The sequence below is a fragment of the Pseudalkalibacillus sp. JSM 102089 genome (assembly GCF_041366475.1).
Lineage (GTDB): Bacteria > Bacillota > Bacilli > Bacillales > Guptibacillaceae > Guptibacillus > Guptibacillus hwajinpoensis_B.
In genome coordinates, this window is sequence record NZ_JBEWYW010000002.1 from 230,671 (window position 1) to 255,880 (window position 25,210).

At 42.0% G+C, this 25,210-nt stretch carries 22 protein-coding genes; 3 read left to right on the forward strand and 19 right to left on the reverse strand.

The window, feature by feature from the left end:
• Positions 1 to 102: 102 nt before the first annotated feature.
• The 6 genes from ABVF21_RS05805 to ABVF21_RS05830 form a co-directional block, all read right to left on the reverse strand.
• Complete coding sequence (locus tag ABVF21_RS05805) at positions 103 to 1,266, reverse strand: FAD-dependent oxidoreductase (protein WP_371017690.1); 1,164 nt, start codon at positions 1,264 to 1,266, stop codon at positions 103 to 105.
• An 11-nt stretch (positions 1,267 to 1,277) separates the two neighbouring features.
• Positions 1,278 to 1,880, reverse strand: coding sequence for a TetR/AcrR family transcriptional regulator (locus ABVF21_RS05810; RefSeq protein ID WP_371017691.1), 603 nt, complete (start codon positions 1,878 to 1,880; stop codon positions 1,278 to 1,280).
• Between the two features lie 248 nt (positions 1,881 to 2,128).
• Positions 2,129 to 2,659, reverse strand: a complete 531-nt coding sequence (locus ABVF21_RS05815) for a chromate transporter (RefSeq protein WP_303535013.1) — start codon at positions 2,657 to 2,659, stop codon at positions 2,129 to 2,131.
• A complete protein-coding gene (locus tag ABVF21_RS05820; RefSeq protein WP_303535015.1) occupies positions 2,656 to 3,237 on the reverse strand; it encodes a chromate transporter in 582 nt (193 codons plus the stop codon). The genes ABVF21_RS05815 and ABVF21_RS05820 overlap by 4 nt, the downstream gene beginning before the upstream one ends.
• Positions 3,238 to 3,269: 32 nt before the next feature.
• The gene (locus tag ABVF21_RS05825; RefSeq protein ID WP_371017692.1) at positions 3,270 to 4,880 is read right to left on the reverse strand and encodes a gamma-glutamyltransferase family protein; all 1,611 of its coding nucleotides are present in this window, start codon (positions 4,878 to 4,880) and stop codon (positions 3,270 to 3,272) included.
• 203 nt (positions 4,881 to 5,083) lie between these two features.
• Entirely contained in the window at positions 5,084 to 6,199 is a 1,116-nt protein-coding gene (locus tag ABVF21_RS05830; protein WP_303535018.1) for an NAD(P)/FAD-dependent oxidoreductase, read from the reverse strand.
• Positions 6,200 to 6,382: 183 nt separating this feature from the next.
• Here ABVF21_RS05830 and ABVF21_RS05835 point away from each other — a divergent pair, with 183 nt between their 5' ends.
• Positions 6,383 to 7,033 (forward strand): cyclase family protein, encoded by a 651-nt coding sequence (locus ABVF21_RS05835; RefSeq protein WP_303535019.1) that lies wholly within the window; start codon positions 6,383 to 6,385, stop codon positions 7,031 to 7,033.
• Between the two features lie 117 nt (positions 7,034 to 7,150).
• Complete coding sequence (locus ABVF21_RS05840) at positions 7,151 to 7,801, forward strand: DUF1796 family putative cysteine peptidase (protein WP_371017694.1); 651 nt, start codon at positions 7,151 to 7,153, stop codon at positions 7,799 to 7,801.
• Between the two features lie 112 nt (positions 7,802 to 7,913).
• Here the strand turns inward: ABVF21_RS05840 and ABVF21_RS05845 are convergent, their stop codons facing one another.
• Together ABVF21_RS05845 and ABVF21_RS05850 are read right to left on the reverse strand one after the other, a co-directional pair.
• Positions 7,914 to 8,291: a hypothetical protein gene (locus tag ABVF21_RS05845; RefSeq protein ID WP_303535021.1), complete on the reverse strand. Its 378-nt coding sequence runs from the start codon at positions 8,289 to 8,291 to the stop codon at positions 7,914 to 7,916.
• A gap of 210 nt (positions 8,292 to 8,501) precedes the next feature.
• Positions 8,502 to 9,317, reverse strand: a complete 816-nt coding sequence (locus tag ABVF21_RS05850) for an alpha/beta fold hydrolase (RefSeq protein ID WP_371017695.1) — start codon at positions 9,315 to 9,317, stop codon at positions 8,502 to 8,504.
• Positions 9,318 to 9,608: 291 nt separating this feature from the next.
• Between ABVF21_RS05850 and paaK the strand changes: the two genes are divergently transcribed.
• Positions 9,609 to 10,949, forward strand: a complete 1,341-nt coding sequence (gene paaK, locus ABVF21_RS05855) for a phenylacetate--CoA ligase PaaK (protein WP_371017697.1) — start codon at positions 9,609 to 9,611, stop codon at positions 10,947 to 10,949.
• Positions 10,950 to 11,049: 100 nt separating this feature from the next.
• Here paaK and ABVF21_RS05860 read toward each other — a convergent pair whose 3' ends face one another.
• The 11 genes from ABVF21_RS05860 to ABVF21_RS05910 form a co-directional block, all read right to left on the reverse strand.
• Positions 11,050 to 12,093, reverse strand: coding sequence for a Gfo/Idh/MocA family protein (locus ABVF21_RS05860; protein WP_371017698.1), 1,044 nt, complete (start codon positions 12,091 to 12,093; stop codon positions 11,050 to 11,052).
• Between the two features lie 3 nt (positions 12,094 to 12,096).
• On the reverse strand, positions 12,097 to 13,200 hold the full coding sequence (locus ABVF21_RS05865; RefSeq protein WP_371017699.1) for a Gfo/Idh/MocA family protein: 1,104 nt from the start codon (positions 13,198 to 13,200) through the stop codon (positions 12,097 to 12,099).
• Positions 13,201 to 13,225: 25 nt separating this feature from the next.
• Entirely contained in the window at positions 13,226 to 14,047 is an 822-nt protein-coding gene (locus tag ABVF21_RS05870) for a carbohydrate ABC transporter permease (protein ID WP_371017700.1), read from the reverse strand.
• Positions 14,047 to 14,985: a carbohydrate ABC transporter permease gene (locus tag ABVF21_RS05875; RefSeq protein ID WP_303535030.1), complete on the reverse strand. Its 939-nt coding sequence runs from the start codon at positions 14,983 to 14,985 to the stop codon at positions 14,047 to 14,049. The genes ABVF21_RS05870 and ABVF21_RS05875 overlap by 1 nt, the downstream gene beginning before the upstream one ends.
• A 54-nt stretch (positions 14,986 to 15,039) precedes the next feature.
• Positions 15,040 to 16,320: an extracellular solute-binding protein gene (locus tag ABVF21_RS05880; RefSeq protein WP_371017701.1), complete on the reverse strand. Its 1,281-nt coding sequence runs from the start codon at positions 16,318 to 16,320 to the stop codon at positions 15,040 to 15,042.
• A 42-nt stretch (positions 16,321 to 16,362) separates the two neighbouring features.
• Entirely contained in the window at positions 16,363 to 17,118 is a 756-nt protein-coding gene (locus ABVF21_RS05885) for a sugar phosphate isomerase/epimerase family protein (protein ID WP_371017702.1), read from the reverse strand.
• A 201-nt stretch (positions 17,119 to 17,319) separates the two neighbouring features.
• Positions 17,320 to 18,324, reverse strand: coding sequence for a LacI family DNA-binding transcriptional regulator (locus tag ABVF21_RS05890; RefSeq protein WP_303535035.1), 1,005 nt, complete (start codon positions 18,322 to 18,324; stop codon positions 17,320 to 17,322).
• Between the two features lie 302 nt (positions 18,325 to 18,626).
• Positions 18,627 to 21,575, reverse strand: coding sequence for a CDP-glycerol glycerophosphotransferase family protein (locus ABVF21_RS05895; RefSeq protein WP_371017703.1), 2,949 nt, complete (start codon positions 21,573 to 21,575; stop codon positions 18,627 to 18,629).
• 504 nt (positions 21,576 to 22,079) lie between these two features.
• Complete coding sequence (locus ABVF21_RS05900; protein ID WP_371017704.1) at positions 22,080 to 23,138, reverse strand: acyltransferase family protein; 1,059 nt, start codon at positions 23,136 to 23,138, stop codon at positions 22,080 to 22,082.
• Positions 23,139 to 23,354: 216 nt separating this feature from the next.
• Positions 23,355 to 24,593, reverse strand: coding sequence for a multidrug effflux MFS transporter (locus ABVF21_RS05905; RefSeq protein ID WP_303535038.1), 1,239 nt, complete (start codon positions 24,591 to 24,593; stop codon positions 23,355 to 23,357).
• A 214-nt stretch (positions 24,594 to 24,807) separates the two neighbouring features.
• Positions 24,808 to 25,062: a hypothetical protein gene (locus ABVF21_RS05910; RefSeq protein WP_303535039.1), complete on the reverse strand. Its 255-nt coding sequence runs from the start codon at positions 25,060 to 25,062 to the stop codon at positions 24,808 to 24,810.
• Positions 25,063 to 25,210 lie beyond the last annotated feature (148 nt).

Here is a 25,210-nt window from a genome sequence, read left to right on the forward strand (position 1 = left end):
TTGAAAACCCCAACTAATTTTAGCTGGGGTTTTCAATATTCGACAATAGTTGCGCTATTCCGGGCGGTGACAGGCACTCGCGACTTGCGAACTCACGCAAACTCACTTCGGTAGCCTCACCGTACTAAAGTTCACTAACTTCCTCACGCCAGGCCATACCGATACTCTCGTCAATACATTCCTTACAAAAATCCCCCACCAGGAAGAAGGCAAGAAGAAGCTCGCAAACCTTCTAGCCGACTTCTGAAGCTTATCGATATCCGGATGGAGCGACCGTTCATAATCCGTAAGCGCAGCTTCCAAATTATTGGGATGTTGATCAAGCGATTTTGAAAGCGTATATGCCCCCGCCATCGCCATGGAAGCACCCTGCCCGGCTAGTAACGAAATGCACTGACAGGAATCACCCACAAAAGTAATCCTGCCGTTTCGCCACTGGGATAATCCTACTTGCGACACCTCATCGAAGTAAAAATCCTTCGCCTCTTTGCCTGCTTCGAGCAAATCTGGAACAATCCAATTCATATGACCAAAATATTCATTCAGTTGCTCCAGTGCTTTTTCCTTTTGCACATGTCCCTGTTGTTCCGGATAGCGATATAAGAAAAACGTCGCCACTTTATTGCCTCGAATCGGGTAGACAGAAACCTGGCGATTCGGTTCCGAATACGTATAAAAATTCTTATCAATTTTTTCACGAAAAGCAGGGTCTTCAACAATATAAGCCGCTGTATAATAACCCATGTAGCGAATTGGCTCCTTCTCTTCCTTAAACAAAAGAGAGCGCACTTTCGATCGCATACCGTCCGCACCTACAACTAAATCACATGTAAGCTTTATACCATCTGAGAGAATCACATGTGCCTTTTCCGCATCCTGTTCAATTCGCTCTGGAGATACACCAAACCGAAACGTAACCTGTTCTCGAACCTTCTCATAAAGCACTGTCTCAAGATCTCCCCGCATAAAATTGAAGTGCTTTTGGTTTAATAACTCACGTAGAGATTGATAGGAAATCCTGTATTTTTCCGAGCCATTTCCCTTCAAAAAAGAAAGAGAATCAATTGGATAATGAATACGCCTTAAATCATCGAGCATGCCCAGCTTTTCAGCCACGTCATAACCTGCTCCAAAGAAATCAATCATATACCCTTCCGTTCGTATCGAAGGAGATTTCTCAACAATCGTGACTTGATCTCCTCTTTCACTCAAACAATAGGCAAGGGTTAACCCTGCAATACCGCCACCTACAATACATACGTCCATCAAGATTCACCTCACTTTAAAATAAATGTAAGCTTACGACCCGTTTGCTCTAACACTTCTTCAAGACTGCGCTCCTCATGGTAAAGGTAAATAAGCGTTTCAAACATCACTGAGCTATAAATAAGCTCAGCGGCAATTTCTACTTCGAAATGATCCTGAAGCTTACCTAGTCGCCTTACTTCCTTAAGAAGTTCAACCAGCTCTTCAATAAACATAAAATCGAGCTGCATCAAGCTCTGCAGGAATTCTGGTTTACTTTGATAAGCATTCAATGATGCCACAATCAATTCTCGAAAAAGCTTCTTCTCTAGCAAACTGAAGCCTTCCAAACGCTTCGTTAAATAATTTCGAACGGTAGCTTCAGCTGTCTCCTGAACTTCAAAACTTAGATCCTTCCTCTCTTCCATACCTGTAAATTCCGCTCGCATCACTTCAACGAGAAGCTCTGCTTTAGAAGGAAAGTAATTAAATAACGTTCCTGAACCGATCCCGGCCCTCCTAGCTACAAGCTCTGTTGATGTCGCTTCATATCCTTTTTCAAGAAAAAGACCTTTCGCTACCTCCATGATCGTCTTTCTCGTTTCCTGCTTCTTTTGTTCACGTAGTCCGCTCATCATAACCTCCTAACAGCTCAGTTAATTTATGACTGCGCTCATTTATGAGTATACTCATATTTTAAGCCTACTCGTATGAAACTGCAACCTTGCATGGCAAGACTTCCTTCTTCTTAAATCCACATTAAAAAAATGCGTTAAAACGATTCCTTCTAAAAAGAAATCGTTCTAACGCAAAACTCGACTTGATTCGTGCTAATTCGGGCGGTGACAGGCACTCGCTAACTCGCGATCCAGCGAACCCGCTCCTATCCCAGAAACACTGCCCCATACGCCAGTGCCCCGACAATCACAAACGCCGGATGCACTTTCATCTTCTCCATTAATACAAAACTAGCCACAATCAGAAAGATTGTTTGAACCAGCCCCGTACCTTCATATGAACTAGCAAAGAACTGAAATGCCATCACGCCAAGCAAGATCGCAATCGTCGGGCGAATGAGGGCCGTCATTTTCTTCACTTTTGGTGAGTTCTTAAACCGATTTAATAAACTCAGTAGGACAATCATCAGAACGAGCGAAGGTGCCACTGTCGCAAACACACCAACAAATGCGCCAAGAACCCCTCCCTGCTGAAACCCTATGTAACCTGCCATTTTCGTCGCAATTGGCCCAGGTAGCGCATTGGCCATCGCTAGCATTTCACTAAATTCGTTCACACTCATCCAACCGAACCGACCAACAACTTCATTTTCTACAAGCGGTATGGAAGCAGGTCCACCGCCGTAACCAACGATTCCAGGTATGAAAAACGCAACAAAGATATCCCAGTAAATCATGAGGATGGCTCCTTTCTCACCTGATCATCATTGGACTTCCCATCACTACGAGTCGGTTTAAGCAACGCATAAAGCAGCAAACATCCTATTACAATTCCCGGATGTATCCCCGCAATTTCAATAAATAAAAAAGAAGCAACCGTCAACGCAATTGTTAAAATCCACCCTAAATTGCCCTGTGCTTTTCTGAAAAAATCATACGTTAAAACCGCTAGCATAACGCCAACGACTGGAACGACGGCCTGAGTCATTCCCTCCACCCACGCCTTCTCTCGAAATGTGGAAAGAAACGTTAGCAAGAAAATCATAATCCCAATCGTCGGAACAATCGTTGCGAGCACCGCATTCAGCATCCCTGTTATCCCTGCCACTCTATGCCCAATATATCCCGCCATTTTTGTCGCAATTGGACCAGGAAGTGAATTTCCTAAAGCGAGAATGTCCGCAAATTCATCGTCATCCATCCATTTATATTTCTCAACTACCTCTTTATGTACCAGTGGAATAGAAGAAGGTCCTCCTCCGTACCCAAGCATTCCCACTCTAAAAAAAGCGAGAAAAAGATGCCACTGTTGCATGACCCACCACCTTCCGAAACCTCCCGCCCCTTTTAATAAGCGGCGATCGTTCCGTCTGTTCTTGATTCTGTGCCTCCAAATAAAGTACCTGACTGCTGATCACGCCAGATAATTTGTCCGCGGCCGAACGCACCCTTTTCCAACTGAACTTCAATTTGATGACCTTTTCGGCTAAGCGCCTCGGCAAGATGAGGTGGGAAAGTCGACTCCACCCACACACGCTTCCCGTCAACCCACTGCCACCTCGGCGCATCAAGGGCAGACTGCGGATTTAAATGAAAATCAATCAGATTCGTAATCACCTGTAAATGACCCTGCGGCTGCATAAAGCCCCCCATCACACCAAACGGTCCAACCGCGTTACCATCTTTACTGAGAAACCCAGGAATGATCGTGTGATACGTCCGCTTTCCACCTTTTAGCGCATTGTCATGCTCAGGCTCCATCGAAAAATTATGCCCGCGATTTTGGAGCGCAATCCCGGTGCCAGGCACCACAAGTCCTGAACCAAAGCCCATATAATTACTCTGAATAAACGAGACCATGTTTCCTTCATTATCAGCCGTCGCTAAATAGACAGTACCGCCTTTTGGAGGCTGGCCAGGAGATGGCAAAATCGCTTCATCACCAATTAACTGACGGCGACTTTCACCGTATGCAGGCGAGAGCAAATCCTGAACCGCGACTGACATCTCCTGCTCGTCAGTAATGTACTTCTGTCCATCGGCAAAAGCGAGCTTCATCGCTTCAATTTGCTTATGATAGGTATCGACGGAATCTTTATGATCAAACTTAAACCCTTTTACGATATTCAGCGCAGACAACGCGATTAGTCCCTGCCCATTTGGCGGGATCTCCCAAACGTCATATCCGCGATACTGAACCGAAATCGGATCGACCCACTCAGGCGTAAACGCCGAAAGATCTTCCTTCGTCAAATACCCATGATACGCTTTCGAAAAAGCATCAATCTTATCTGCAATTTCTCCCTTATAAAAAGAAGCGGCATCGGTTTCTGCGATTTGCCTTAACGTCTCCGCATGACCCTTCGACTTCCAAACCTCGCCTACTTCAGGCGGACGCCCGTCCGGCGCAAACGTTTCAAACCAGTGCTGAAACTCTTCTTTCTTTAACTCTTTTTCAAAATGCGCATGAGCATTCTTCCAAAACTTACTTAAAATCGGAGAAACCGGAAAACCTTCCTCAGCATAGTGAATCGCCGGTGCAAGTGCCTCTTTTAAGGAAAGTTTCCCAAATCGTTTCGACAAAGCAGCCCACGATGCCGGAACGCCTGGCACAGTAACAGGAATCCAACCGTATTTCGGAATTTCATTATACCCACGTTCTTTGACTGAATCAATGGAGATCGATTGTGGCGATGGTCCACTTCCATTCAAACCGTGCAATTCTCCCTTCGTCCAAACAAGAGCAAACGCATCTCCGCCGATCCCATTTGACGTCGGCTCCACTACCGTCAATACTGCTGCAGTCGCAATCGCCGCATCAATCGCATTCCCTCCCTTTTTCAACAGATCTAGTCCTGCCTGTGCCGCTAGCGGCTGGGAGGTGGCCACCATTCCTTTGTTCGCTACTGTTGTCATGCGCTGAGAAGCATAGGGATAATGTAAGTAATCAGTCGTCATTGTTATAAAAGCTCCTTTCGATTTATGTAGAGATGAATAAGCTAAGCACTATTTCCGAATCTCAAAAAACCATACAAAAGAAACCCCTTCATACCTCAGAGATTTTCCCATTATATAGGAAGCTCCCTTGGATGAAAAGGTTTTCTTTTGAATATTTTTATTTTTCGGTCATTTATTAAATTCTTCTCCACAAACGAGACAAATCACCCAAACGCACTCCCAGGATGATACTCTCCTAGATCCAACTCATTCCTCTCCCCAAGCACCAACCGCGCAAGCTCAGCGCCAAGAAACGGTCCACTCGTTAATCCCGAAGCTCCAAGACCATTCGCCACCAACAGTCCTCTCACACGAGGAACCGCTCCTGCAATCGGAACATTCCCTGGCGTAAACGGCCTGAAGCCTACCTTCGTCTCCACATACGTGGTATCCGATAGACCCGGAGCTACTTTCAACGCACGATCAATAATATGCTGAACACCACCCATCGTAACGCGCAGATCAAAGCCAGCCTGATCTTCCTGTGTGGACCCGATGACAATTCGCCCATTTTCAAACGGAAGGAAATATTGAATAAAAGGTGGCATGACGATTGGCCATTTTCCTGTATCCGTTTCAGGCAGATCGAGATGCACAATCTGGGCTTTTTGAGGTGAAACGAGGAACTTCATCCCAAGTGGCTGAAGCAGTTCACGCGCCCAAGCTCCTCCAGTGACAATCACATTGTTCGCAAAATAGTTCTCGCCATTCACCTCGACTCCGTTGACCTTCACATCATCCCATAAAAGTGAGGCATCCCCATGAATCACCTTCGCACCGTGATTTTTTGCTCCTCGAATGAGTGCATTTCGTAAAGCTCCGCCATTTACACGTGCTGCCCCACTCACATGAACAGCGGCGTAATGATCTGAAAGCGGAGGAAACAGCGCATTTGTTTCAGCAGCTGAAAGCCGTGACACCTCTCCCATTTCAGGCGTATCCTTTCGTCGCTCCATCGCAAGCGCAAGCTTTCTCTCAAGCTTCGTCTCACCTGAATAAATGTTGATCGCGCCAACGCGAGCGTAGCCCGTATCCATTTCGCCATCTTTTCTCAACTCTTCAATTAATTCCGGATAATAACGCGCCCCAGCTTCAACGAGGCGATAGAAAGCCCCTCCGCGTCGATTCGTTAGCCATGGACATACGATCCCAGCCGCCGCTTCTGTCGCCTGTCCTGCGTCTTTCCGATCAACGAGCATCACATCCGCTCCCTGCTTCGCCAGATGATAAGCCGTTGATGCTCCTAAAATACCAGATCCGATTACAATCATTGATTTCATATCTTACACCTTTTCGTCGTTTGTCTGATTAGGTATTTTACAGGAATGTCGGAAGAGACTCAATCACGGCATAGCTTGTGATCAAACAAACTTCATGACAAACTGAAGAAAAGGAAAGACTGTAGACGTATCCTGCTATTTTCACCTTTAATCAAACGTTTGTTTAAGAAGGAGGAGGCACATATGAATTTCAAAAAAATCATTGATCTCTCGATTCCAGTTAATAACGACACGCCTGTTTTCCCAGGTGATCCGAAACCGAACATCTATCCTGTAGCGGAGCATGACAAAGACGGATATCAGGTGACCCAAATGAATATCGGCACACATACCGGCACACACCTTGATGCCCCTTTCCACTTCCAGAAAGATGGCGACCCCATCGATCAATCGAGTTTAATGAAAGTGATGGGACCCGGTCACGTCATTGATGTAACAGGCAAAGAGCCAGGCGAACAAATCACATTAAACGATGTAGCACACCAAATCGATAGCATCGTTCCAGGAACGATCGCTCTTTTCCATACAGGCTGGTCAAAACATCTAAGAACACAGACTTATTTTAACTACCCTTACCTATCCGTCGAGATTATTAATACACTACTAGAAAAAGGCGTCACCACTTTCTTTGTTGATGCGCTTAATGTTGATCAACCAGGTGGTTCAACATTTCCAGTTCATGAAGCCATTACGTCCAACAATGGTATTATCGGAGAGAATCTATGTAACCTTGACCAGATCGATTTTGAAAATCCGCTCATCATTGCACTGCCGTTAAAACTTGAAGGATTGGATGGATCACCTGTAAGGGCAGTTGCGGTGGAAGTGGAATAGAAATCTTCCTTTACTTCGATTTCAATATCCACTTATCAACATTTTAGGTACCAACACAAACCAACTCGATCAATAAAGCATCTACTAGTAGTAATTCATTTTATAGGAGGTGCTTTATTGAATTTAGACGAGGTTAAAAAACCGTACGATCTTATCGTGAGTTTGGGTAGTTCATGCAGTCCTGCAGGTCATCTAAGAAGAAATCACTTAAGGAAATTTTCAATGCCTTTTGACTGGATTGTTACTCCGAAACTATCTGACATTAATCGAGTGATTCAAAATCAGTTTAAGGATTTCATGTTACTAGAAAATTTACAACGCATAGATGGACAAGCAAACTTCCTCGACGATAACGAAGTTGCTCAAAATTCAAAAGCTTATTTTGTTCAAGATACGCATAATAATATGCTATCCGTTCATGATTTCCCCATTCTTCCTAATAAAGAATGGAACGATACCTATCCGGCCTATCGCCAGAAGCTAGAGCGACGGATTGAACGATTTCTTCTGCAATTACAACAGGCTTCCTCCATTCTATTTATCAGATGGTCTGGTAACCATGCAGAAGCGATCGAAATGCAACAAACATTAAAGAAATGCGTCAACGGATCATTTCAAATTCTCATGCTCACCCCTGATCCACACCTCGAAATCGTTCAGGATACACACGTTCCGATGGAGGATATTTGTATTCTAAAAGTCCCTAACCAACCAGATAACACGTTGATGTGGGACAAGATATTAGATGGCATCTTATTAAAGCCCTAACTTATTCTCGCAGTAGGTCGATCATACACAAACAGAGCCCTTCTCTCTGCGAGAGCGGGCTCTGTTTTCATTCGACAAATAGTTGCACAGTTCGGGCGGTGACAGGCACCTCTTAATCTAAATCGAACTCCTCAGCAATCTCCGCCATATGGTAAGGCATCACTTCATCGTTCATAACGTTTTTAGCGTTTTTGAAGCGAGTGGGGTTTACTTTACGAACCTTCTCCGCACCCTTTCGGTCGTTTAATCCTCGATTCGCTTCATAACCTACATACGAAGGATATCGTGCCACTTCGATATCATCTTTTCCACGTTCACTTCTCTTAGTCGTTTTAGAAGCCTTTCCTCTCCATTGATCCGTTAAGTCAATCGCTGCGTCCGCTCCTTTAAGAATGGCTTTTCTAGCTCCTCTTCTTGATCTCGTAGAAAAAGTAAGCAATAGGAGAGCAGCAGTCACTATACTCCAAAAACCGTTTCTTTTCTTCCACATCACTAAAAACCTCCCAACAAATGGTATACCTACCTAATTATTTTGCTACAAATACCATCACATTATTCCCCTATCTTCCGATCACATCCTAATTGTTTCTACCCCAAATAAAAAGAGAGCCTCGATCAAACCGAGGCTCTCAAAATCATTCTATGAAATAAAATTCTTCCAAACATTAGATGGAGAATTCTCTCCAGTAAGTATAAATATTTAAGTTCCCTGACGAACCTTTAACCTTACAAGATGCTTCTCTAATACCTTATTCACTTCCGTAGACTTCTCAAGCGCTACCGAATGACCCGCTCTCCCAATTACCTCGCATCGTCCATTCTCAACTGCTTTCGCAATGTTTTCCGACAGTTTAATCGTATACGCATGATCTTGCTCGCCTGCAACAGCAAGAACCGGCACGGTTATGCCTTCCAGCTCCTCAAGCACACTCTTTCGATGAATAACCTGGTGAGCCGCATCTCCTATGGATGGCCCAAGTTTTTTCATATAATCTCTCCAGTAGTTACGCTCTCTTTCGAATTCCATCGACCCAAGCGATGCATCACCAAACATGATGTACATCAGCGTATCCACAACTTCCTCCGCTCCATTCTTCTGAAGCTGTGTAACAAGCGGCTGGAACTCCTCTTTCTTGTACTCTGCTTCACCAGAGCTTCCAAGAACAACGCACGAATGAAGAAGATCCGGCCTTCTAGCCGCAAGTCTTAGAGCTATGAAACCACCCATCGAATTACCGATAAAATGACACTTCTCAATCCCAAGACTTTCAATCAACGCAGCAGCATCATTTGTAAGCGTATCCATATCGAGGTTTTCTAAAGAAGACCTCCCGCTATTCCCTTGACCGCGGTGGTCATAGCAAATGACTCTATAATCTTTCGAAAAATGCTCCACCTGATGTTGAAACATATCTGAGTTAAAGAATAACGAATGACTAAATACCAAAACCGGTGCATCCTTTGGACCATAATCTTCATAATAGAGCGGTGTTTCGTTCACTTCGATAAACGACAAGGTAAACCATCTCCTTTAATATGAATTTTGTTATGGTATAACTCCTAACAAAGTTCGCTACTAAACAGCATATCCCTCTTTTATAACTGCCTAATATCAAAACAATAGTGAAGAGAGAAACATTCGACAAATTCTTTCATATATCGGGCGGTGACAGGCACCGTCCTCCACACCACGACCAAAGACACAATTCTACTAAATCTCATTGACCATTCTTCCATAAAAAGGTACCTTTAATATGACACTTATACTCGCAGTCGTTTAATTTGTATCATACAAGGAGGTAACCGTATGGCAATTTACTCAGAACGAGAAACGTGGAATACCGAGCAGATGCATGCCCATCAATTAGAAGGATTAAAACGAACAGTCAGGCACGCCTATCAGAACATCCCTTTCTACCACGAGACTTTTAAGAACATACATATTACCCCAGATGATATCCAGTCACTCGACGACCTGCAACGACTTCCATTCACAAAGAAACATCACTTAAGAGAAAATTACCCTTTCAAGATGCTAGCCTGTCCTATGGACGAAGTTGTCCGCATCCATGCTTCATCAGGGACGAGCGGTAAACCTACCGTAGTCGCTTATACTAAGAATGATATTCAAAATTGGGCCGATATTGTTGCAAGATCGATCACACTCGCAGGCGGACAAAAGGGAGACATCCTTCACAACGCCTACGGATATGGACTGTTCACAGGTGGTCTCGGTCTCCATGCAGGATCAGAGCGACTTGGCTGCGCAACAGTCCCAATATCAGGCGGAAATACAGCTAATCAAATTACCCTAATTCAAGATTTTAAGCCCAGAATCATTTGCTCCACTCCATCCTATCTCCTTAACATTGGAGAAGCGATGATGATGCAAGGCATTGATCCAGCTTCAACCTCATTACAATACGCCATTCTTGGCGCTGAGCCATGGTCGGAAGAAATGAGATTTCAGATCGAAAAATTATTCCATTTGAAAGCATCGGACATTTATGGATTAAGTGAAGTAATGGGACCGGGCATTGCAATGGAATGTGAAGAATGTCAGAATGGCCTCCACATCGCAGACGATCATTTTATCGCTGAAATCATTAACCCTGATACTCTCGATCAAGTCGACGAGGGACAATACGGCGAACTGGTTTTCACTAGCCTTACAAAAGAAGCTCTTCCAATAATAAGATACCGAACAGGCGACATCTCATCCATTACGAGAGAAAAGTGTCTTTGCGGCAGAACAACCACAAGAATGAGCCGTGTAAAAGGACGTATCGATGATATGCTCATTATCAGAGGAGTTAACGTTTTTCCTTCTGAAATCGAACGGTATATATGTAATCTAGAAGAACTCGTTCCGCACTATCAAATCCACTTGCAGAAAAAAGGCCACTTAGATCACGTAACCTTGCATGTCGAAGTAGAGCAGGAGTTTTATAAGAAGCTAGAAATGAATTTTAACCATCCTATGGCGGTGAAGCTTGTTGAGAGTCTTGGAAAAACTCTTAAAATGAAAACGCTTATATCAGTAGATATCCAATTGAAAGAGCCACACTCAATACCTCGCTCAGAAGGAAAAGCAAAGCGAGTATTAGATGCCCGCACAAAAATTATTCCTAAAACTTCTATTCATTAATTCAAAACAGGCTGACGAGATGAATCGTCAGCCTCTTCGACATTTAGTGACATAGTTCGGGTGGTGACAGGCACCAACCTACCGACCTACCACCTACCCCCTAAATAACCGCCCGCTCGCCCCCTACCTCAACTACTCGCTTCGTTTCATTCGCTTCCAGTGCAGCTAGAATCACCTGCAACGATTTCATTCCTTCTTTACCACTGACGGCTGGTACAGTATCGTTCGCAATGCAATCCACGAAATTCTCAACCACGTGCGTCGTTTGCTGTCCGCCCGCTTCATTTGTTTGGATTTTCTGAAGCTCATATTTCACAACGTCACCGTTCTTGTACTGAACAACCAGTGAATGCTCCGGATCATCCTCTAAGCGAAGCACCGCATTTTCCCCATAGATTACGGTTGAGTTATCGCCACCAGAAACGTAAGACCAGCTTGCTGCGAGTGTGCCAATCACTCCCGTCTCCGTTTTAAGAATACACACCGCATTATCATCCACATCCGTTTTATCCTTCGCCTTCGTTTCTACAAACGCGCCAACCTCCACAATTTCCCCTAGTAAGTAGCGCATGAGATCTGATTTATGTACGCCAAGGTCTCCCATCGCTCCGATAAACGCTCGCTCTTTATCGAAGAACCAGCTACCCGCTCCATCAATACTCCACCGTTCAGGTCCAGGATGACCGAACGTTGTCCGGAAGCTGTAGACCTTTCCAATCTCGCCGCCTTCGATCAATTCCTTCGCTTTCACGTGTGACGCGACGAATCGCTGATTATGAGCAATCATTAGCTTTTTTCCATTTATCTCCGCTGCCTCATTCATTGCTTTCGCTTCCTCAATTGAAGTCGCCATCGGCTTTTCACAAAGAACGTGCTTCCCTGCTTTCAATGCCGCAATTGATACAGGTGCGTGCAACGCGTTTGGTAAACACACGCTCACTGCATCTATTTCATCATCTTCAAGCAATGTAAGATAATCAGTATATGCTGTGCCGCCATACACGCTCACCATTTCCTCTGCGCGCTCTTTCACCACATCACAAACCGCTACAATTTCCACATTTTCCTCTGCATTGTACTCCGGCAAATGACGCCGTCTCGCAATACTTCCACAACCGATAACCGCTACTTTCATTTTTTTCATTCCCTATCCCTCCATCGTCTCAGATAAAATGTCACTTGGCATTGAATCAGGTTGCTCGCACTTACTCGTCATCTCATAATGCTTACCTTCCATTGAAGATTCATGTATACCATGCATCGTTTCAAGTACATGATAAGCAAGTTCACCATTTGCTCGTGATTTCCGCTCTTCTCGTAATGCGTTCACCATGTCCGCCACACCAAGCCCACGGCTATTTTCAATCGATCCATGCGTAAGGGAAACTTCCTTCCATTCAACTTCTCCCGCGTTTCTTACTAGTACCGGACCGCCGAATGTATTCGGATCAGGTACACTTAACGATCCATTCGTACCGTAGATTTCTAGAAAAGGAGTTTTCGCTCCCCATACATCAAAGCTCGTGATGATCGTACCGATCGCGCCATTTTCAAAATCCAAAATGCCTGCAACGTGCGTCGGCGTCTCGACCTTAATCGTCTCTCCAGACTTCGGTTCGCTTGTAATTACCCGTTCAGGCGAGGTGATCCGCGTCGATCCTGTCAGTCGACGAATCGGTCCAATTAAATGAATGAGAGCAGTTAAATAATATGGACCCATATCAAACATCGGCCCCGCTCCCTCTCGATAGAAAAAGGCTGGATCAGGGTGCCAGCTTTCCGGTCCGTGACCCAGCATGAAGGCGGTCGCAGCAACTGGTTCCCCGATTGCGCCATCCTCGATTAGTTTTTTACACGTCTGAAGTCCACCACCGAGAAATGTATCAGGTGCAACACTTACTAAAAGACCTTTTTCCTTCGCCTTTGCTAACACTTTTTGCCCGTCCTCAAGCTTTATCGCTAGCGGTTTCTCAGAATACACATGCTTTCCTGCTTCTAATATGCGTAAACTAACTTCTGCATGTGCCGCAGGAATCGTTAAATTAAGAACGAGTTCTATGGTCGGATCTGCCAAAAGGGCGTCCACATCCAGAACACGAGGAATCTCATATTTCTCTGCTTTCTCAACTGCTTTTTCGTGATTCAGATCAGCTACTGCAACCACTTCGAGATTCGCATATTCGCGAATATTCGTTAAATAAATGTCGCTAATGTTGCCACAGCCGATGACACCAATTTTCATTTCCTCCATACTCTCCCACTCCTTTCCAAGTTCCCTAACCTTTCACCGCTCCACCCGTTAGTCCTTTTACTACTTTTTCTTGTGAGAACAAGTACACAACGAGCATCGGAAGACTCGCAAGTGTTAATGCCGCCATCAAACCAGGGACATTTACTGAAAACTCTCCATAGAAATCTTGTAATCCTAATGGTAGGGTCATGTTCTCAGGGCTAGATACAAGAACGAGCGCAAAGATAAATTCATTCCACAGATGAATAAAATTATAGATAAAAACCATCATAAGAGCCGGCGTTAACATCGGAAGAATAATGCGCCAAAAAATACCGAAATGAGAACAACCATCAATCTTAGCCGCTTCTTCTAATGACTTCGGAATTTCTTGCATAAATTGCGTTAAAATAAAGATGGAAATCGGTAAACTGAAAGCAATATAAGGTCCAATTAAAGCTAGCAACGAATCATACAAACCCATATTTTGAGACAGCTTAAAGATCGGGATAAGCGTGGCATGAATTGGTAGCATCATTCCTGATATGAAGAGAAGAAACAAACCACGGTTAAACTTGAAATTCATTCTACTTAATGGATAACTTGCTAGAGCAGCAATTAACATAACCGCCACAACTGCCACAACCGAAACTAGGATACTGTTTAAAAAATAACGAGTTAGCCCCATCTGGAATACATCCGCGTAGTTACCCCACTCGATCGAGGTAAAAATGGCAAATGGTCTTTCAAAGAAAGTGCTCTGATCTTTTAATGAGGTCGAAATCATATAAACAAATGGATAACCTGTGAAAACCAAAAGCAATAATCCGATTAGATACAAAGGCATCTTCCTGAGTGATTGCACCATTAGAAAGCTCCTTTCTTCTTGCGGTTATAATCAACAATTTGGATCAGTACAGTAACAACGAGCGCAATGAGAAACATCAGAAACGCTATCGCACTTGCATAGCCCATGTTGAAGTTAATAAAAGCCTGCTTGAACATATAAGTGCCCATCAGTTCTGTTGCGTGATTCGGTCCGCCACCAGTCATAATATAGAAAATATCAAAAGCCTTTAAGGATCCAACAATGGCTAGAATGGATGAACTCACAATGGTTGGCATAAGCAAAGGTAACGTGATGTGGAAGAACTTCTGCCAGGAATTCGCTCCATCAATTTGGGCAGATTCATAGAGTTCCTCTCCTATCCCGACCATAGCTGCCTTAAATAGGATCATATAAAAAGGTGAGAACTGCCAAACGACTACTAGCAAAATCGCAATCAACGATGTGTTTTCATCACTAAGCCATGCCACATTTTCAAAGCCAAGTAAATTCACAATCTGATTAATAATGCCGTTGATCGGGTCAAACATATACACCCATAAGAGGCCGATCGCAACCGTAGACATTAAGAATGGTAGAAAATAAACGCTACTAAACAAGCGAATGCCTCGTATTGGTGCAAACAGCATCAGCGCCATGATCATGCCAAGTGGAATTTGCACAAAGACAGACGTCAGAACAACCCATGCATTGTTCGTAAGCGAAGTCCAAAAGACGGCATCGTTAAATAATTGAATGTAATTATTGAGTCCAATAAACGTTTTATCATTCGTTCCATCCCAGCTGTAGAAGCTATAACCTAATGTAGATAAAATGGGGTAAATCACATAGACAAGATAAACGATAAGGGCCGGCGCTGTGAATAAACCAATCGTGAGTGCTTTTCTCATATTGCGCTTCTTCGTTCCGTGAGCCACTCTCGTCGTCTCGTTTCTTCTCGCCACTTCAGCTGTTTCCATATGTAAAGCTCTCCCTTCTGTAGATAAGAAAGAGGGGGCTCACCCCTCCTTCACTTATTCAAGAAGCTCTTCTGCCTTGGTTTCCATTTTGTTAGCTGCTTCTTCTGGCGTCATTGATAGACCGAATAGAGCCTGTGTCGTATCTTTATGAAGTTCAGCAAGCTCTGGAGGAAGTGTCTGGTCATAAGGCATTTGAATATGAGAAGCATTCTGAGCTACATCATAGAACTGCTTTACAAATTCATCCTCAGGAACAACATCTTTTACAGCTGACAGCGTTCCCGTGCGATCCGTAAATTTCTGTGCTGTTTCTTTACTCGTTAACGCTTGAATAAACTCAGCTGCTAAATCAGGATTTTTAGATTCTTTTGCAACTGACCAAACCGGTCCAGTGGCACCACCGACTTGTGTTTCATTTCCTTCCCCACCTGAAATCGTCGGGAATACGAAGAAACCAAGTTTCTCCTCGAACTGTGGAGCTTCTTCTCTCACGTTATTTAAGAAAGAAATCGTCATATCCATCATCGCAGCTTGCCCGGAGTACATGAGCTGTCGACCGCGTCCTTCATCGTAAGGAATACCATTAAAACCAGCATTAAATGCATCCATCTTGACGAGATTTTGAATATACTCACCCGCTTCAACATAAGCAGGGTCATCAAAACCGCGTCCTTCGCGATTAAATGCGTTCTCGAATAAATCTGGTCCACCAATGCGACTTGCAAAATTCATTAAATAGTACGCTCCTGGCCATTTCGTTTTATTCGCTAACGCAAGTGGCGTCACGTCATTCTTTTTCAACGTCTTAATCACTTCAGTAAATTCCTCATACGTCTTTGGTTCTTCAAGGTCATACTCTTCAAAAATTTCTTTGTTGTAGAAAATCACATCGAGCGATAAACCTAATGGAACGCCGTACACCTCTTCATCGAATGTGCCGTTATTTAATGCCATTTCTAAGTAATGATCTTGATCGATATTTTCAGTAATATCCTGCACATTTCCCTGATCAACGAAATGCTTCAACCAGCCGCCACCCCAGCTCTGAAAGATATCTGGTGGATTTCCACCTGACATCGAGACAGCTAATTTCTGCTTGTAAGCATCGTTTGGTGTTTGGAGTAACTTCACCTTCACACCATCATGTTCTTCTTCAAACTGCTTCGCTACTTCCTGAAAAAGCTTTTCTCGTTCACCCGTTTCAATGTGCCAAACTTCAATCACCTTCTCATCCCCGTTGCCAGAATCAGAACTTCCAGATGCTCCCTGGTTCCCCCCACATGCCGCTAACAGCAACAACACCAAAACTGATAATAAAGCCGTTACTTTCTTCATGCTTTACCCCCTAATTTGTAGTAATGACTAGATAGCAACTGATCAAGAATGCTTACTAAGGAAATAGTTCATACTCATTTCAATACTTTCCAGAGGAGAGCGCTTACATTTATCTTGTTCAACAATCCACCAGTCAACGTTAGACACATCGCCTTGATTGAGGACTCCATTAAGGTCAACCCCTCCTGTGCCGAGCTCAGCGAAGAATTGCTCCCCATCCGTGGACATGTCTTTCAAATGAACAAGAGGCGTGCGATCTTGATATCGCTTCATCCACTCTACCGGATTTTCCCCAGCCCGAGTGAGCCAGTAAATATCAAACTCCGCCTTCACCCATTCTGGGTTCGTTTCATCTAAAATGGTCTCAAGCGCCGTTTTACCATTCGACAGCCTCTCTAATTCAAAATCATGATTGTGATAACATAACGTGATCCCTTCTTTCGAGCACTCTTGTCCAATGTCATTCAAGCTTCGGATGAGCTCCGAATACCCTTCCTCTGTTCGCATTTGAGGTGCAATAAACGGACAAACAAGCTTGGTACTCCCAATTTCATGCTGATACGCTATCACACTACTTAAATCTTCCATTAGTTTATCGAGAGGAATGTGGCTAGAAGCTGCCATTAATCCTAGGTCATCCATTACTATCTTCAAATCCTTTGCAGACATATCGTAATACCCAGCAAATTCCACACCCTGGTAACCGATGTCCGAAACCTTTTTCAAAGTACCAATAAAGTCCTTTTCACTTTCCTCTCGTAACGTATACATCTGTACTGCAACAGGTATATTTGCCATTTACTATCTCTCCTTTAAAAAGTTGATTTGTTTACCTCAGCCGATAGTCCGTTCTTCACCTCCTGGAAATAGTCGACTCCATAAATGTAATGGATTACATTTATGGATATAATTATTTGCTAAATAGGCTGTAAATAAAGGTTTCATCACCTCTTAAAAAGTAAACGATTACATTTCTGTGAAACAGAATAGTCATTAAGACTAAACCTGCTTTTTATAACCGCATGACTCTCTGATAATAAGTCTCGTATCAAGCACGTGCTGCTTTTTCGTTAAGGTTTCTCCATTAATTTGCTTCAAAAGTAGTTCCATAGATCTTTGTCCCATTTCCATAAAAGGTTGCGCTACTGTCGTAAGCGACGGCTCAAAGATATCTGAGAACTGGATATTATCAAAACCAACAACCCCAATGTCTTCTGGTACTCGAAGCCCGTGAGCTTTAACCGCTTTAACAGCCCCCATCGCCATGCTATCATTTGCAGCAAATATAGCTGTTGGAGGGTTTTCCAATGCAAGAAACTTATTCATCTGATTGTAACCAGATGAATAATGATGATCTCCCTCTTGAATAAGAACCCCATCGATTCCTATGCCGCGCTCAAGAAGCGCCTGTCGATAACCTTTTAACCGATCCCGACTTAACGGAATATCTAACGGACCTGTAATCATTCCAACTCGTTGATGTCCAAGCTGCAGTAAATGCTCCACCGCATTACGTGCACTGCTAATATTATCAATGGCTACAGTAGGAACGTTGAGTTCTGCAATAAAGTCAGATGTAAGCACAACAGGGTATTTGTCAGCGATGTCAGTAATAACGTTATTATCCAACCTCGTTGTTAATAATATCACCCCATCTACCTGTTTCTGCTTCAACTCTTCAAGATAGCTGTAAGCTTTATCCGGATCTTGATAAGTATTTCCAAGAAGCACTTTGTAACCCGATTGATGGGCGACCAAGTCAATTCCGGCAATCATTTGCGGAAAAACATTATTCTCAATAGAAGGCACCATAACGAGGATTGTCTTCGTTTCAGTTCTTCTAAAATAACGAGCTAGAACATTCGGCTGATAGTTTAACTCTTCAATTGCCTGAAGCACCTTCATTCGCGTTTTTTCTTTTACAGCATCAGGATTTTGAATTACCCTGGACACAGTAGCTGTTGATACATTCGCAAGCTTTGCTACATCTGTCATATTCGCCATTTCAATTATCTCCCTAGTGTTTAAAATAGTATCTTTATTTTAAACTATAAATGGCTGATAGTGAGAATTCAAGCAAAATGTAATGGATTACATTTAGTGAACGATTTATCTATTTCCTGCAACTGATGCTTATTATAGAGAATAAATATGGAAACTTCAATAGATTTCAGAAAATTTATTTTATTAAATTAATTGAAGTGCATTTATGATACTTTGACCCCCTTCTCCTCGGATCTAAAATTCATTCTAAACAAATCCACAAAAAAAGAGCCCAATGTAACCTAACCATTGGACTCTCAAAGTTAATGTGACCTTAACGTTGCGAGAAGTTTGCCACCTACTTGATTAACAATCGGGTATTTTTTATACCTTCGCCACATTGTGGAGACAGCATCGCTGCTCTTCAACACTTCTTTGAGCGTTTTTCTTCTTGTTACTTCTTTCTCTTTTTTCTTAATTTCAGAAAAGATCCTCGAGCTGTTACCATCATCAATATAGTTAAAGTACTCAAATCGCTTGCTGCTAATTTCAGGTTTTTCAGCGAAATTCGTGCTTGCATACTCCTCGAATTTCGAAACTAACTCTGCGGAAGAGTATGCGACATCACCAAATAATTCTTTGTTGAGATCCATATAACTTCCCTGCAATTCATTATACTTACTCAAATCGAAATGGAAAAATAACACTGGCTTCTTCTGATAGTACATCTCCCAGGCCACGCTGGAATAATCCGTAATTAACATACTGGAGCGCATCAGGAGATCATTAATCTTTTCCTCACCGAATTGAATAACTCTTACATACTCATTTTCACTAGTAAAATGAGAGACATAGGGCATAAATTTAGGATGAACATAGAAATTGAGAAGTAAATTATTATTCCTTAGCGTTTCATGTAGCTCATTAGAGTTTAGGAGAGCATTATAAGCTTTATAGTAATCGGATAGCACAAATTCGCCTTCTTCTACTTCATCAAGCCAATTCCGCCAGGTCGGCATAAGAAAGACCTCTTTTTTCCCGCTATCGGTTGGCTCTTGGGAACGGTCTTCTACTACATCCCATCTTGATAAGCCCGTCACAATAATGTTCTTCGCTTTATATCCAAAGTGGTCCATGACGATTTGCTTTTCAAAATCGGAGGACACAACGAATAAATCAGCTGAATTCGCTGAACCAACCTTAAACGTATTTTCTACCTTCTTCAGTCCCAACACACCGTGCTGTAGAAAGACGTAGCGCTTACTATTCACATAATCACGAATCGGTCCACGAGCCACCCTCCAGGCATAACCGTGTCCCTTCGCTTCAGATGAAACAATCACTTTGGAAGATAGGATTAAGAAAAGGTGTTTAATGCTCATGAAATAAACGACTCGTTCCTTATAAGGAATTAAATTGCGTTCATCTTCAGACCCTTTTTTAATAACATAGTAAACCTTCTTATCTTTATGTTCTTCAAAGCAATGTTTAAAGAAGTAATAGGCATTATCTTGCGCTGTTTCTGAATATTTCTCATGAATTAACCAGGTAGGTTTCCAAAACGCATTCCAGTAGAAAAGGATATACAAATAGTACGCGATGTACTCATTCACTTTATACTTTAAGCTCTCATATTCGCCTTTATAGCGATAAGTGATACTAACCCCACCATTAATCGTGATATAGGGATAGATCATGTAACCATTCGATTGATTTAAAGTGAATTTCCCCATCCGATGTTTCAATTGCTTATGAATAAGGAAATTATCACTAACTACTCTAATTAATCTCGTCTCATGATTATTTACTTTTACCGAAATGAAAAAGTCCCAATAAAACTGCTCAAATTCAACTTCATTTAATGGAATGCGGAAACTTACTTTTTGTTTATTACCGGACGTTTCCACCACTTTATGATACGGTACACTTACTCGTTTACTCTTATCACTACGTAGCCTTAAGACGAGCTGGTCTACTTCGAAGCTTTCAATTCTTTTCATTGAAATCGTAGCCGTCATCTGCAGTTCACCGTTTTGTTTAAGGTTCAAACGATGAAGAGAAACGTTACCCGGATACTTACTTTTTAAATATTGCTCCTCAGTACTAACATAAAATGAAAATTCATGATCGTTTGTTAAATAAGGCGAAAGATAAAGATCCTCCGTTATAGGAAGATGGCCGACATGCCGCTCAAGGTGATTGAGAGGGTTATTATACTTCCCGACTCTTCTTACCTCAACTAGGTTAGCGTACCGAATTTCAACAAAAAGATCCCAGCGGCTTGTATTAGTAAATAATCCACTGAATTGGCTTATAGATACACCGATTTCTTCCACCGAACCATGTGAATGACGGGAGACCTCCAAATTCACGATTTCATCTCTTTTACGTTTCTTCAAATAAAATTGAATTTCATTCGCATATTCGATGCAATTCGTAGAAACATCAAATAAGATGCTATCGCGCGTAACACGTAGGTTCTGAGCATGAAGCTGTCCTTTCACTATTTTTGTTGATGAAGGTTGCTCGATTGGGGTCACTAGACTATTCTCAAAAGTTAACGAATAAACTTCAAGAATATTTCCACGCTTAAAATGAAGTTGAAGCTCACCTTCTCCATTTACAAAGTCATTCGTGTTTTCATTATGCATTGTTACAGATTTATCTTCTGGATGATAAGATGAAGGGATCTTTCGGGAAGTTAAATCATTCGTGTGAACCATTACTGGTGAAGAAGGAAAGTACTGATTGATATGTAGAATGAGACGGTTGTCTTCTTCTTTCATGGAGATGACCTGACTTTGGAAATGAACAACTTCAAGACTAACTTTTTCTAACTCACTTATACTCCCTATATGCAAGGAAAGTTCATTCCGATCCGTAAGATAAGGAATCCAAGAGTTCTCCTCCATTTCAACAATCGGTTTCAAATACCTTTGTGCTCTAGAAGCTATCGGAGCTTGATAGACACCAATCCTCTTTCTATCCATACTTTTACTTCGACCATTTATTATAAAGAAATCCCATTTTCCTGAGCTTAACCCACTGAAATTCTCTTTAAATAAGCTGAAATTAATAAAAGAACCTACTCTTTCTTGTTTAAAATCCGGCCAAATATATTCTTCATTTTTACGATTTATAAGACATAGATTGAGAGATTCTAAATCATGAATTTCTTCATTTTTTATCTGGAAACTTAACATCTCTCCATCCCATCGCACATCGTTTAGTGCAATAGTTCTTTTTTCAACTTGATGACGTTTAACAAGCATATACCTCTTCCTTTGTACCTTTAATTTTCCTTTTAATTAGGCAAAACAGCTATTTATTTTTACACTCAACTAGACGCATCATAAATCTTTATCCATAACAATAGCCTGAACGGAATTTACAATTTCTTTACAAAAAATAAATTAAAAAAAGACCTCGTTTTCTATTTTCAAAACAAAAGATCGTTTGATTGAAATAACGGTAAAAAACTCTACTCCCTTAAAAGAGATGTAAAGTCGAATGATTGGTTAGTCGTTTTCACATTCCATTTATACCCATTGAAAACCAATGATAACCAGCACATAACGTTAATATTACCATTTATAGATTCGTTTTCAAGCATATCTGACTAAAAACTAGTCAATTAGTCATGCATGCGTTTATTCTCGGAGATTGAGATCCGATTCTTATCACACTAATTCTAACAGAGGTAATGATACACAAAAAAACCCATCACTTAAATATGATGGGTGCTTTACGTTCATTCGAATGTATTAATCAAACGTTTAATTAATTCCAAGTTCCTGTTGATTCAGCATTTTTGTTTTAACAACAGGGCCTTTTATCCCCTCGATGTTGATGACAATTAACCTTACTAGCTTACTAATGAAAACCGAGGTTCCAAGCACTAAGGTGAAGACAAGTACAAAATATTCTTTCTGCCATACCGCATCTGGCAAAATACTTGAATACGCGAAAATAATGAATGGGAAGATAAAGTAGAGTCCTATTGTGTTTTCCCCAATGGAGTGCAAGAAAATATCCAACAGCACCACTTTTCTAACTGACTGATAAATCCCCAACAAGGATACCGCTATCACAGGCACCGTTATCATAAGAAACCATTCTGCCTGATAGATAGAGCCATACATCAAATAGTAGGTAACCTCGAAAACAATTAATCCAATCAATGGTATAAGTCCGAATCGATTGAATTTCTCTAGAAAGTTCTGTACAGAATCCCAGTGCCGAGCTAAGTAACCTCCAAGAACAAAGAAGAAGAGCCATTTCAAAAGCAAACCGTCTTGTGCCAGAAATGCATTACCTTCAGTTAAGAATGGAGATACGAAATAGTAATGAATCATTCCAGTAACAACTAATAGAATCGACCAACCAGCCTTAGTTTGAACAAGCTTCAGTAAAGGGAGAAATAAAAGAAATTGTAGAATAACTGAAATAAAAGACAAGTGATAAAATGAATCCCCCATGGCAAAAGTAAGAATAGAATCTTTCCAACCGGTAAACATCTCTACGTTCATGGCTACTTTTGCAAGAACAAGATAGAAAAGGCTCCAGAGAACGAATAGAAGAGTAACCTTAGAAACTTCAAAAGCACCTAATCGCTTCTCTTTCTTCCGCGATTGTTTAAATAGATATAAGCCAACGATCACCGCAAACATCGCGATTCCAAAATGACTGAGTTGATAGGTAGTAGAACTAATTTCATTTAAAGACTGTCTTTCTCCAAAGAAAAACATTTCCAAAACATGAATTAGAATTAGAAACAAGCAAGTAATCGCACTTAGAAAAATGACTTCGCTTTGACCTTGATTCGTTCTCTGCATGAGCTCACATCCCGTTGTGGTTTGACTTGATACCTCTATTATAAGGATGTGACTCCTACTGTGGAGGGGGAATGGCTATTCTTTACAAAAGATTAATAGAGCTGACATGATCCTTACAATGCCTTCATCCGCACTAAATAATATTCTCGAAAGAGCAAGAATAGCCTTCGACAAATAACGGGGAGTGACAGGCACCAGCAGTCTTAACCCATTCCATCAACTCGCTTCTTTCGCAACAAGATACACTTTCTTGTTCCGTTTAACAAGAAAGACGTATGCTCCTACCGCAATCAGTTCACATGTTGCAATCACAAGAGCCATTGATAAACCACCTTCCCCTAATCCTACTATTGGGGCAACAATAGCACCGAGAAGAAATGGTAACAAACCAAGTAATGCAGAAGCACTTCCAGCATGCTCTGCTTGATTTTCAAGTGCTAGTGAAAAGACGGATGTATTCACCACACCTACACTTGAGACGGTGAAAAACAAAAGAATGCAAACATAGATAACAGGTGCATCCATTGCGATCACCATTAGCAATAAAAGACTGCTGATCATAGCTTGCGATAAACCGTAAACAAGTAGGCGACTCTCTCCTACTTTTCCGGCGAGCCTTCCTGTGATTTGTGTCGCGATGATTAGCCCAACGCCGTTCAACGCAAAAACTAGACTAAACATTTGAGCAGAAAGTCCATACACTTCTTGAAGCACGAATGTGGAACCTGAGATGTACGCAAACATCGCACTCATCACAAACCCTTGAACGAGCACATAACCTAAAAAGATTTTATCTTTAAAAAGAAGTCCGTACGTCTGAAGAACCTCTTTGAACCCTCCTGTTTTTCGCTTACTAACAGGCAGTGTTTCTTTTAATCCAAATAGAACAGCAAAAAACATAATGGCGCCGATCACAGTTAATACGCCAAAAACACCACGCCATGATAAAAATTGGAGAAGCTGTCCGCCTGCAACTGGCGCAGCTATTGGTGCAATTCCATTCACAAGCATAAGTAGGGCAAAGTACTTTGTCATCTCTGTTCCTGAGAACTTATCACGTAGACTCGCTCTCGAAATCACCATTCCGGCTGCACCTGAAAGTCCCTGAAGTAAACGAAGGGCAATGAATGGCCAGATCGACGTCACAAACAGACAAAGTAACGACGCGATCGTATAAATAGTTAGTGAAATGATGAGTGGCTTACGCCTTCCCTGTATATCACTAAATGGTCCAACCACGATTTGCCCCAACGCTAAACCAATTAAACAAGCTGTTAAACTTAGCTGTGCCATAGACGCATTGGTTTGCAAATCATCAGCCAACGTAGGAAGTGCCGGTAAATACATATCAATTGTTAAAGGACCAAACGCACTAAGAGCACCAAGTATAAAAATAAAGAAATAAATGGATTTCTTTGAGCCGCTTGAGGTCGCTGTTAATTCTTCTTGTTTCATAATTGCTCTCCCCTCAGTATCTTATAACAGAACAATCATAAACCCTCCAGTAACTGGAGGGTCAAGTTTTTTATTATTTTGAAGAAAAATTTAGTGGGAAGAGTAACAGAAAAGAGATAATGAATTTGTGAATTCAGCGTATCCTTAACCTCCATTTATGTAGAACCGACTCACTCCTTTTACCCCTTAGCACTCATATATGAACTAACCTTCTTCATTCTCGCCGATCTTTTATCATACGTTTTAGTTCTTCTGTTTCACTTAGCTGTTGCTCCTGGTAAGTCATGATCTGAGACAGTCCAAGCAGAATAACTCCAAAGAATAAGCTACTCCCAATAACGTTCACACCATCAAACCAGGATTGAGATACATTCCACACAATGATGCCAGTGATTACTCCAAAAATAAGAATCATCCAGCCCACTAAGAAGGCGGCCACTTTAATCCCACTGTCTCTCTTTGTATTCATGAGAGCACCTCTTTTTTGTTCTTATTTTATCACGAACTGGTAATTAAATGGATGTGAATAAATAGAAAGGCCACTAAAGGCAAATGACTTGAAGCCACTTAGTGATTTCACCACAAGTTTCATCACCAAAATAAAACGGCGGCAGCTA

What these genes read in the sequence shown, in the direction of transcription:
- ABVF21_RS05805 (WP_371017690.1), bottom strand. Translation starts at nt 1,266, where the DNA reads ATGGACGTATGTATTGTAGGTGGCGGTATTGCAGGGTTAACCCTTGCC.
- ABVF21_RS05810 (WP_371017691.1), bottom strand. Translation starts at nt 1,880, where the DNA reads ATGAGCGGACTACGTGAACAAAAGAAGCAGGAAACGAGAAAGACGATC.
- ABVF21_RS05815 (WP_303535013.1), bottom strand. Translation starts at nt 2,659, where the DNA reads ATGATTTACTGGGATATCTTTGTTGCGTTTTTCATACCTGGAATCGTT.
- ABVF21_RS05820 (WP_303535015.1), bottom strand. Translation starts at nt 3,237, where the DNA reads ATGCAACAGTGGCATCTTTTTCTCGCTTTTTTTAGAGTGGGAATGCTT.
- ABVF21_RS05825 (WP_371017692.1), bottom strand. Translation starts at nt 4,880, where the DNA reads ATGACGACTGATTACTTACATTATCCCTATGCTTCTCAGCGCATGACA.
- ABVF21_RS05830 (WP_303535018.1), bottom strand. Translation starts at nt 6,199, where the DNA reads ATGAAATCAATGATTGTAATCGGATCTGGTATTTTAGGAGCATCAACG.
- ABVF21_RS05835 (WP_303535019.1), top strand. Translation starts at nt 6,383, where the DNA reads ATGAATTTCAAAAAAATCATTGATCTCTCGATTCCAGTTAATAACGAC.
- ABVF21_RS05845 (WP_303535021.1), bottom strand. Translation starts at nt 8,291, where the DNA reads ATGTGGAAGAAAAGAAACGGTTTTTGGAGTATAGTGACTGCTGCTCTC.
- paaK (WP_371017697.1), top strand. Translation starts at nt 9,609, where the DNA reads ATGGCAATTTACTCAGAACGAGAAACGTGGAATACCGAGCAGATGCAT.
- ABVF21_RS05860 (WP_371017698.1), bottom strand. Translation starts at nt 12,093, where the DNA reads ATGAAAAAAATGAAAGTAGCGGTTATCGGTTGTGGAAGTATTGCGAGA.
- ABVF21_RS05865 (WP_371017699.1), bottom strand. Translation starts at nt 13,200, where the DNA reads ATGGAGGAAATGAAAATTGGTGTCATCGGCTGTGGCAACATTAGCGAC.
- ABVF21_RS05870 (WP_371017700.1), bottom strand. Translation starts at nt 14,047, where the DNA reads ATGGTGCAATCACTCAGGAAGATGCCTTTGTATCTAATCGGATTATTG.
- ABVF21_RS05875 (WP_303535030.1), bottom strand. Translation starts at nt 14,985, where the DNA reads ATGGAAACAGCTGAAGTGGCGAGAAGAAACGAGACGACGAGAGTGGCT.
- ABVF21_RS05880 (WP_371017701.1), bottom strand. Translation starts at nt 16,320, where the DNA reads ATGAAGAAAGTAACGGCTTTATTATCAGTTTTGGTGTTGTTGCTGTTA.
- ABVF21_RS05885 (WP_371017702.1), bottom strand. Translation starts at nt 17,118, where the DNA reads ATGGCAAATATACCTGTTGCAGTACAGATGTATACGTTACGAGAGGAA.
- ABVF21_RS05890 (WP_303535035.1), bottom strand. Translation starts at nt 18,324, where the DNA reads ATGGCGAATATGACAGATGTAGCAAAGCTTGCGAATGTATCAACAGCT.
- ABVF21_RS05895 (WP_371017703.1), bottom strand. Translation starts at nt 21,575, where the DNA reads ATGCTTGTTAAACGTCATCAAGTTGAAAAAAGAACTATTGCACTAAAC.
- ABVF21_RS05900 (WP_371017704.1), bottom strand. Translation starts at nt 23,138, where the DNA reads ATGCAGAGAACGAATCAAGGTCAAAGCGAAGTCATTTTTCTAAGTGCG.
- ABVF21_RS05905 (WP_303535038.1), bottom strand. Translation starts at nt 24,593, where the DNA reads ATGAAACAAGAAGAATTAACAGCGACCTCAAGCGGCTCAAAGAAATCC.
- ABVF21_RS05910 (WP_303535039.1), bottom strand. Translation starts at nt 25,062, where the DNA reads ATGAATACAAAGAGAGACAGTGGGATTAAAGTGGCCGCCTTCTTAGTG.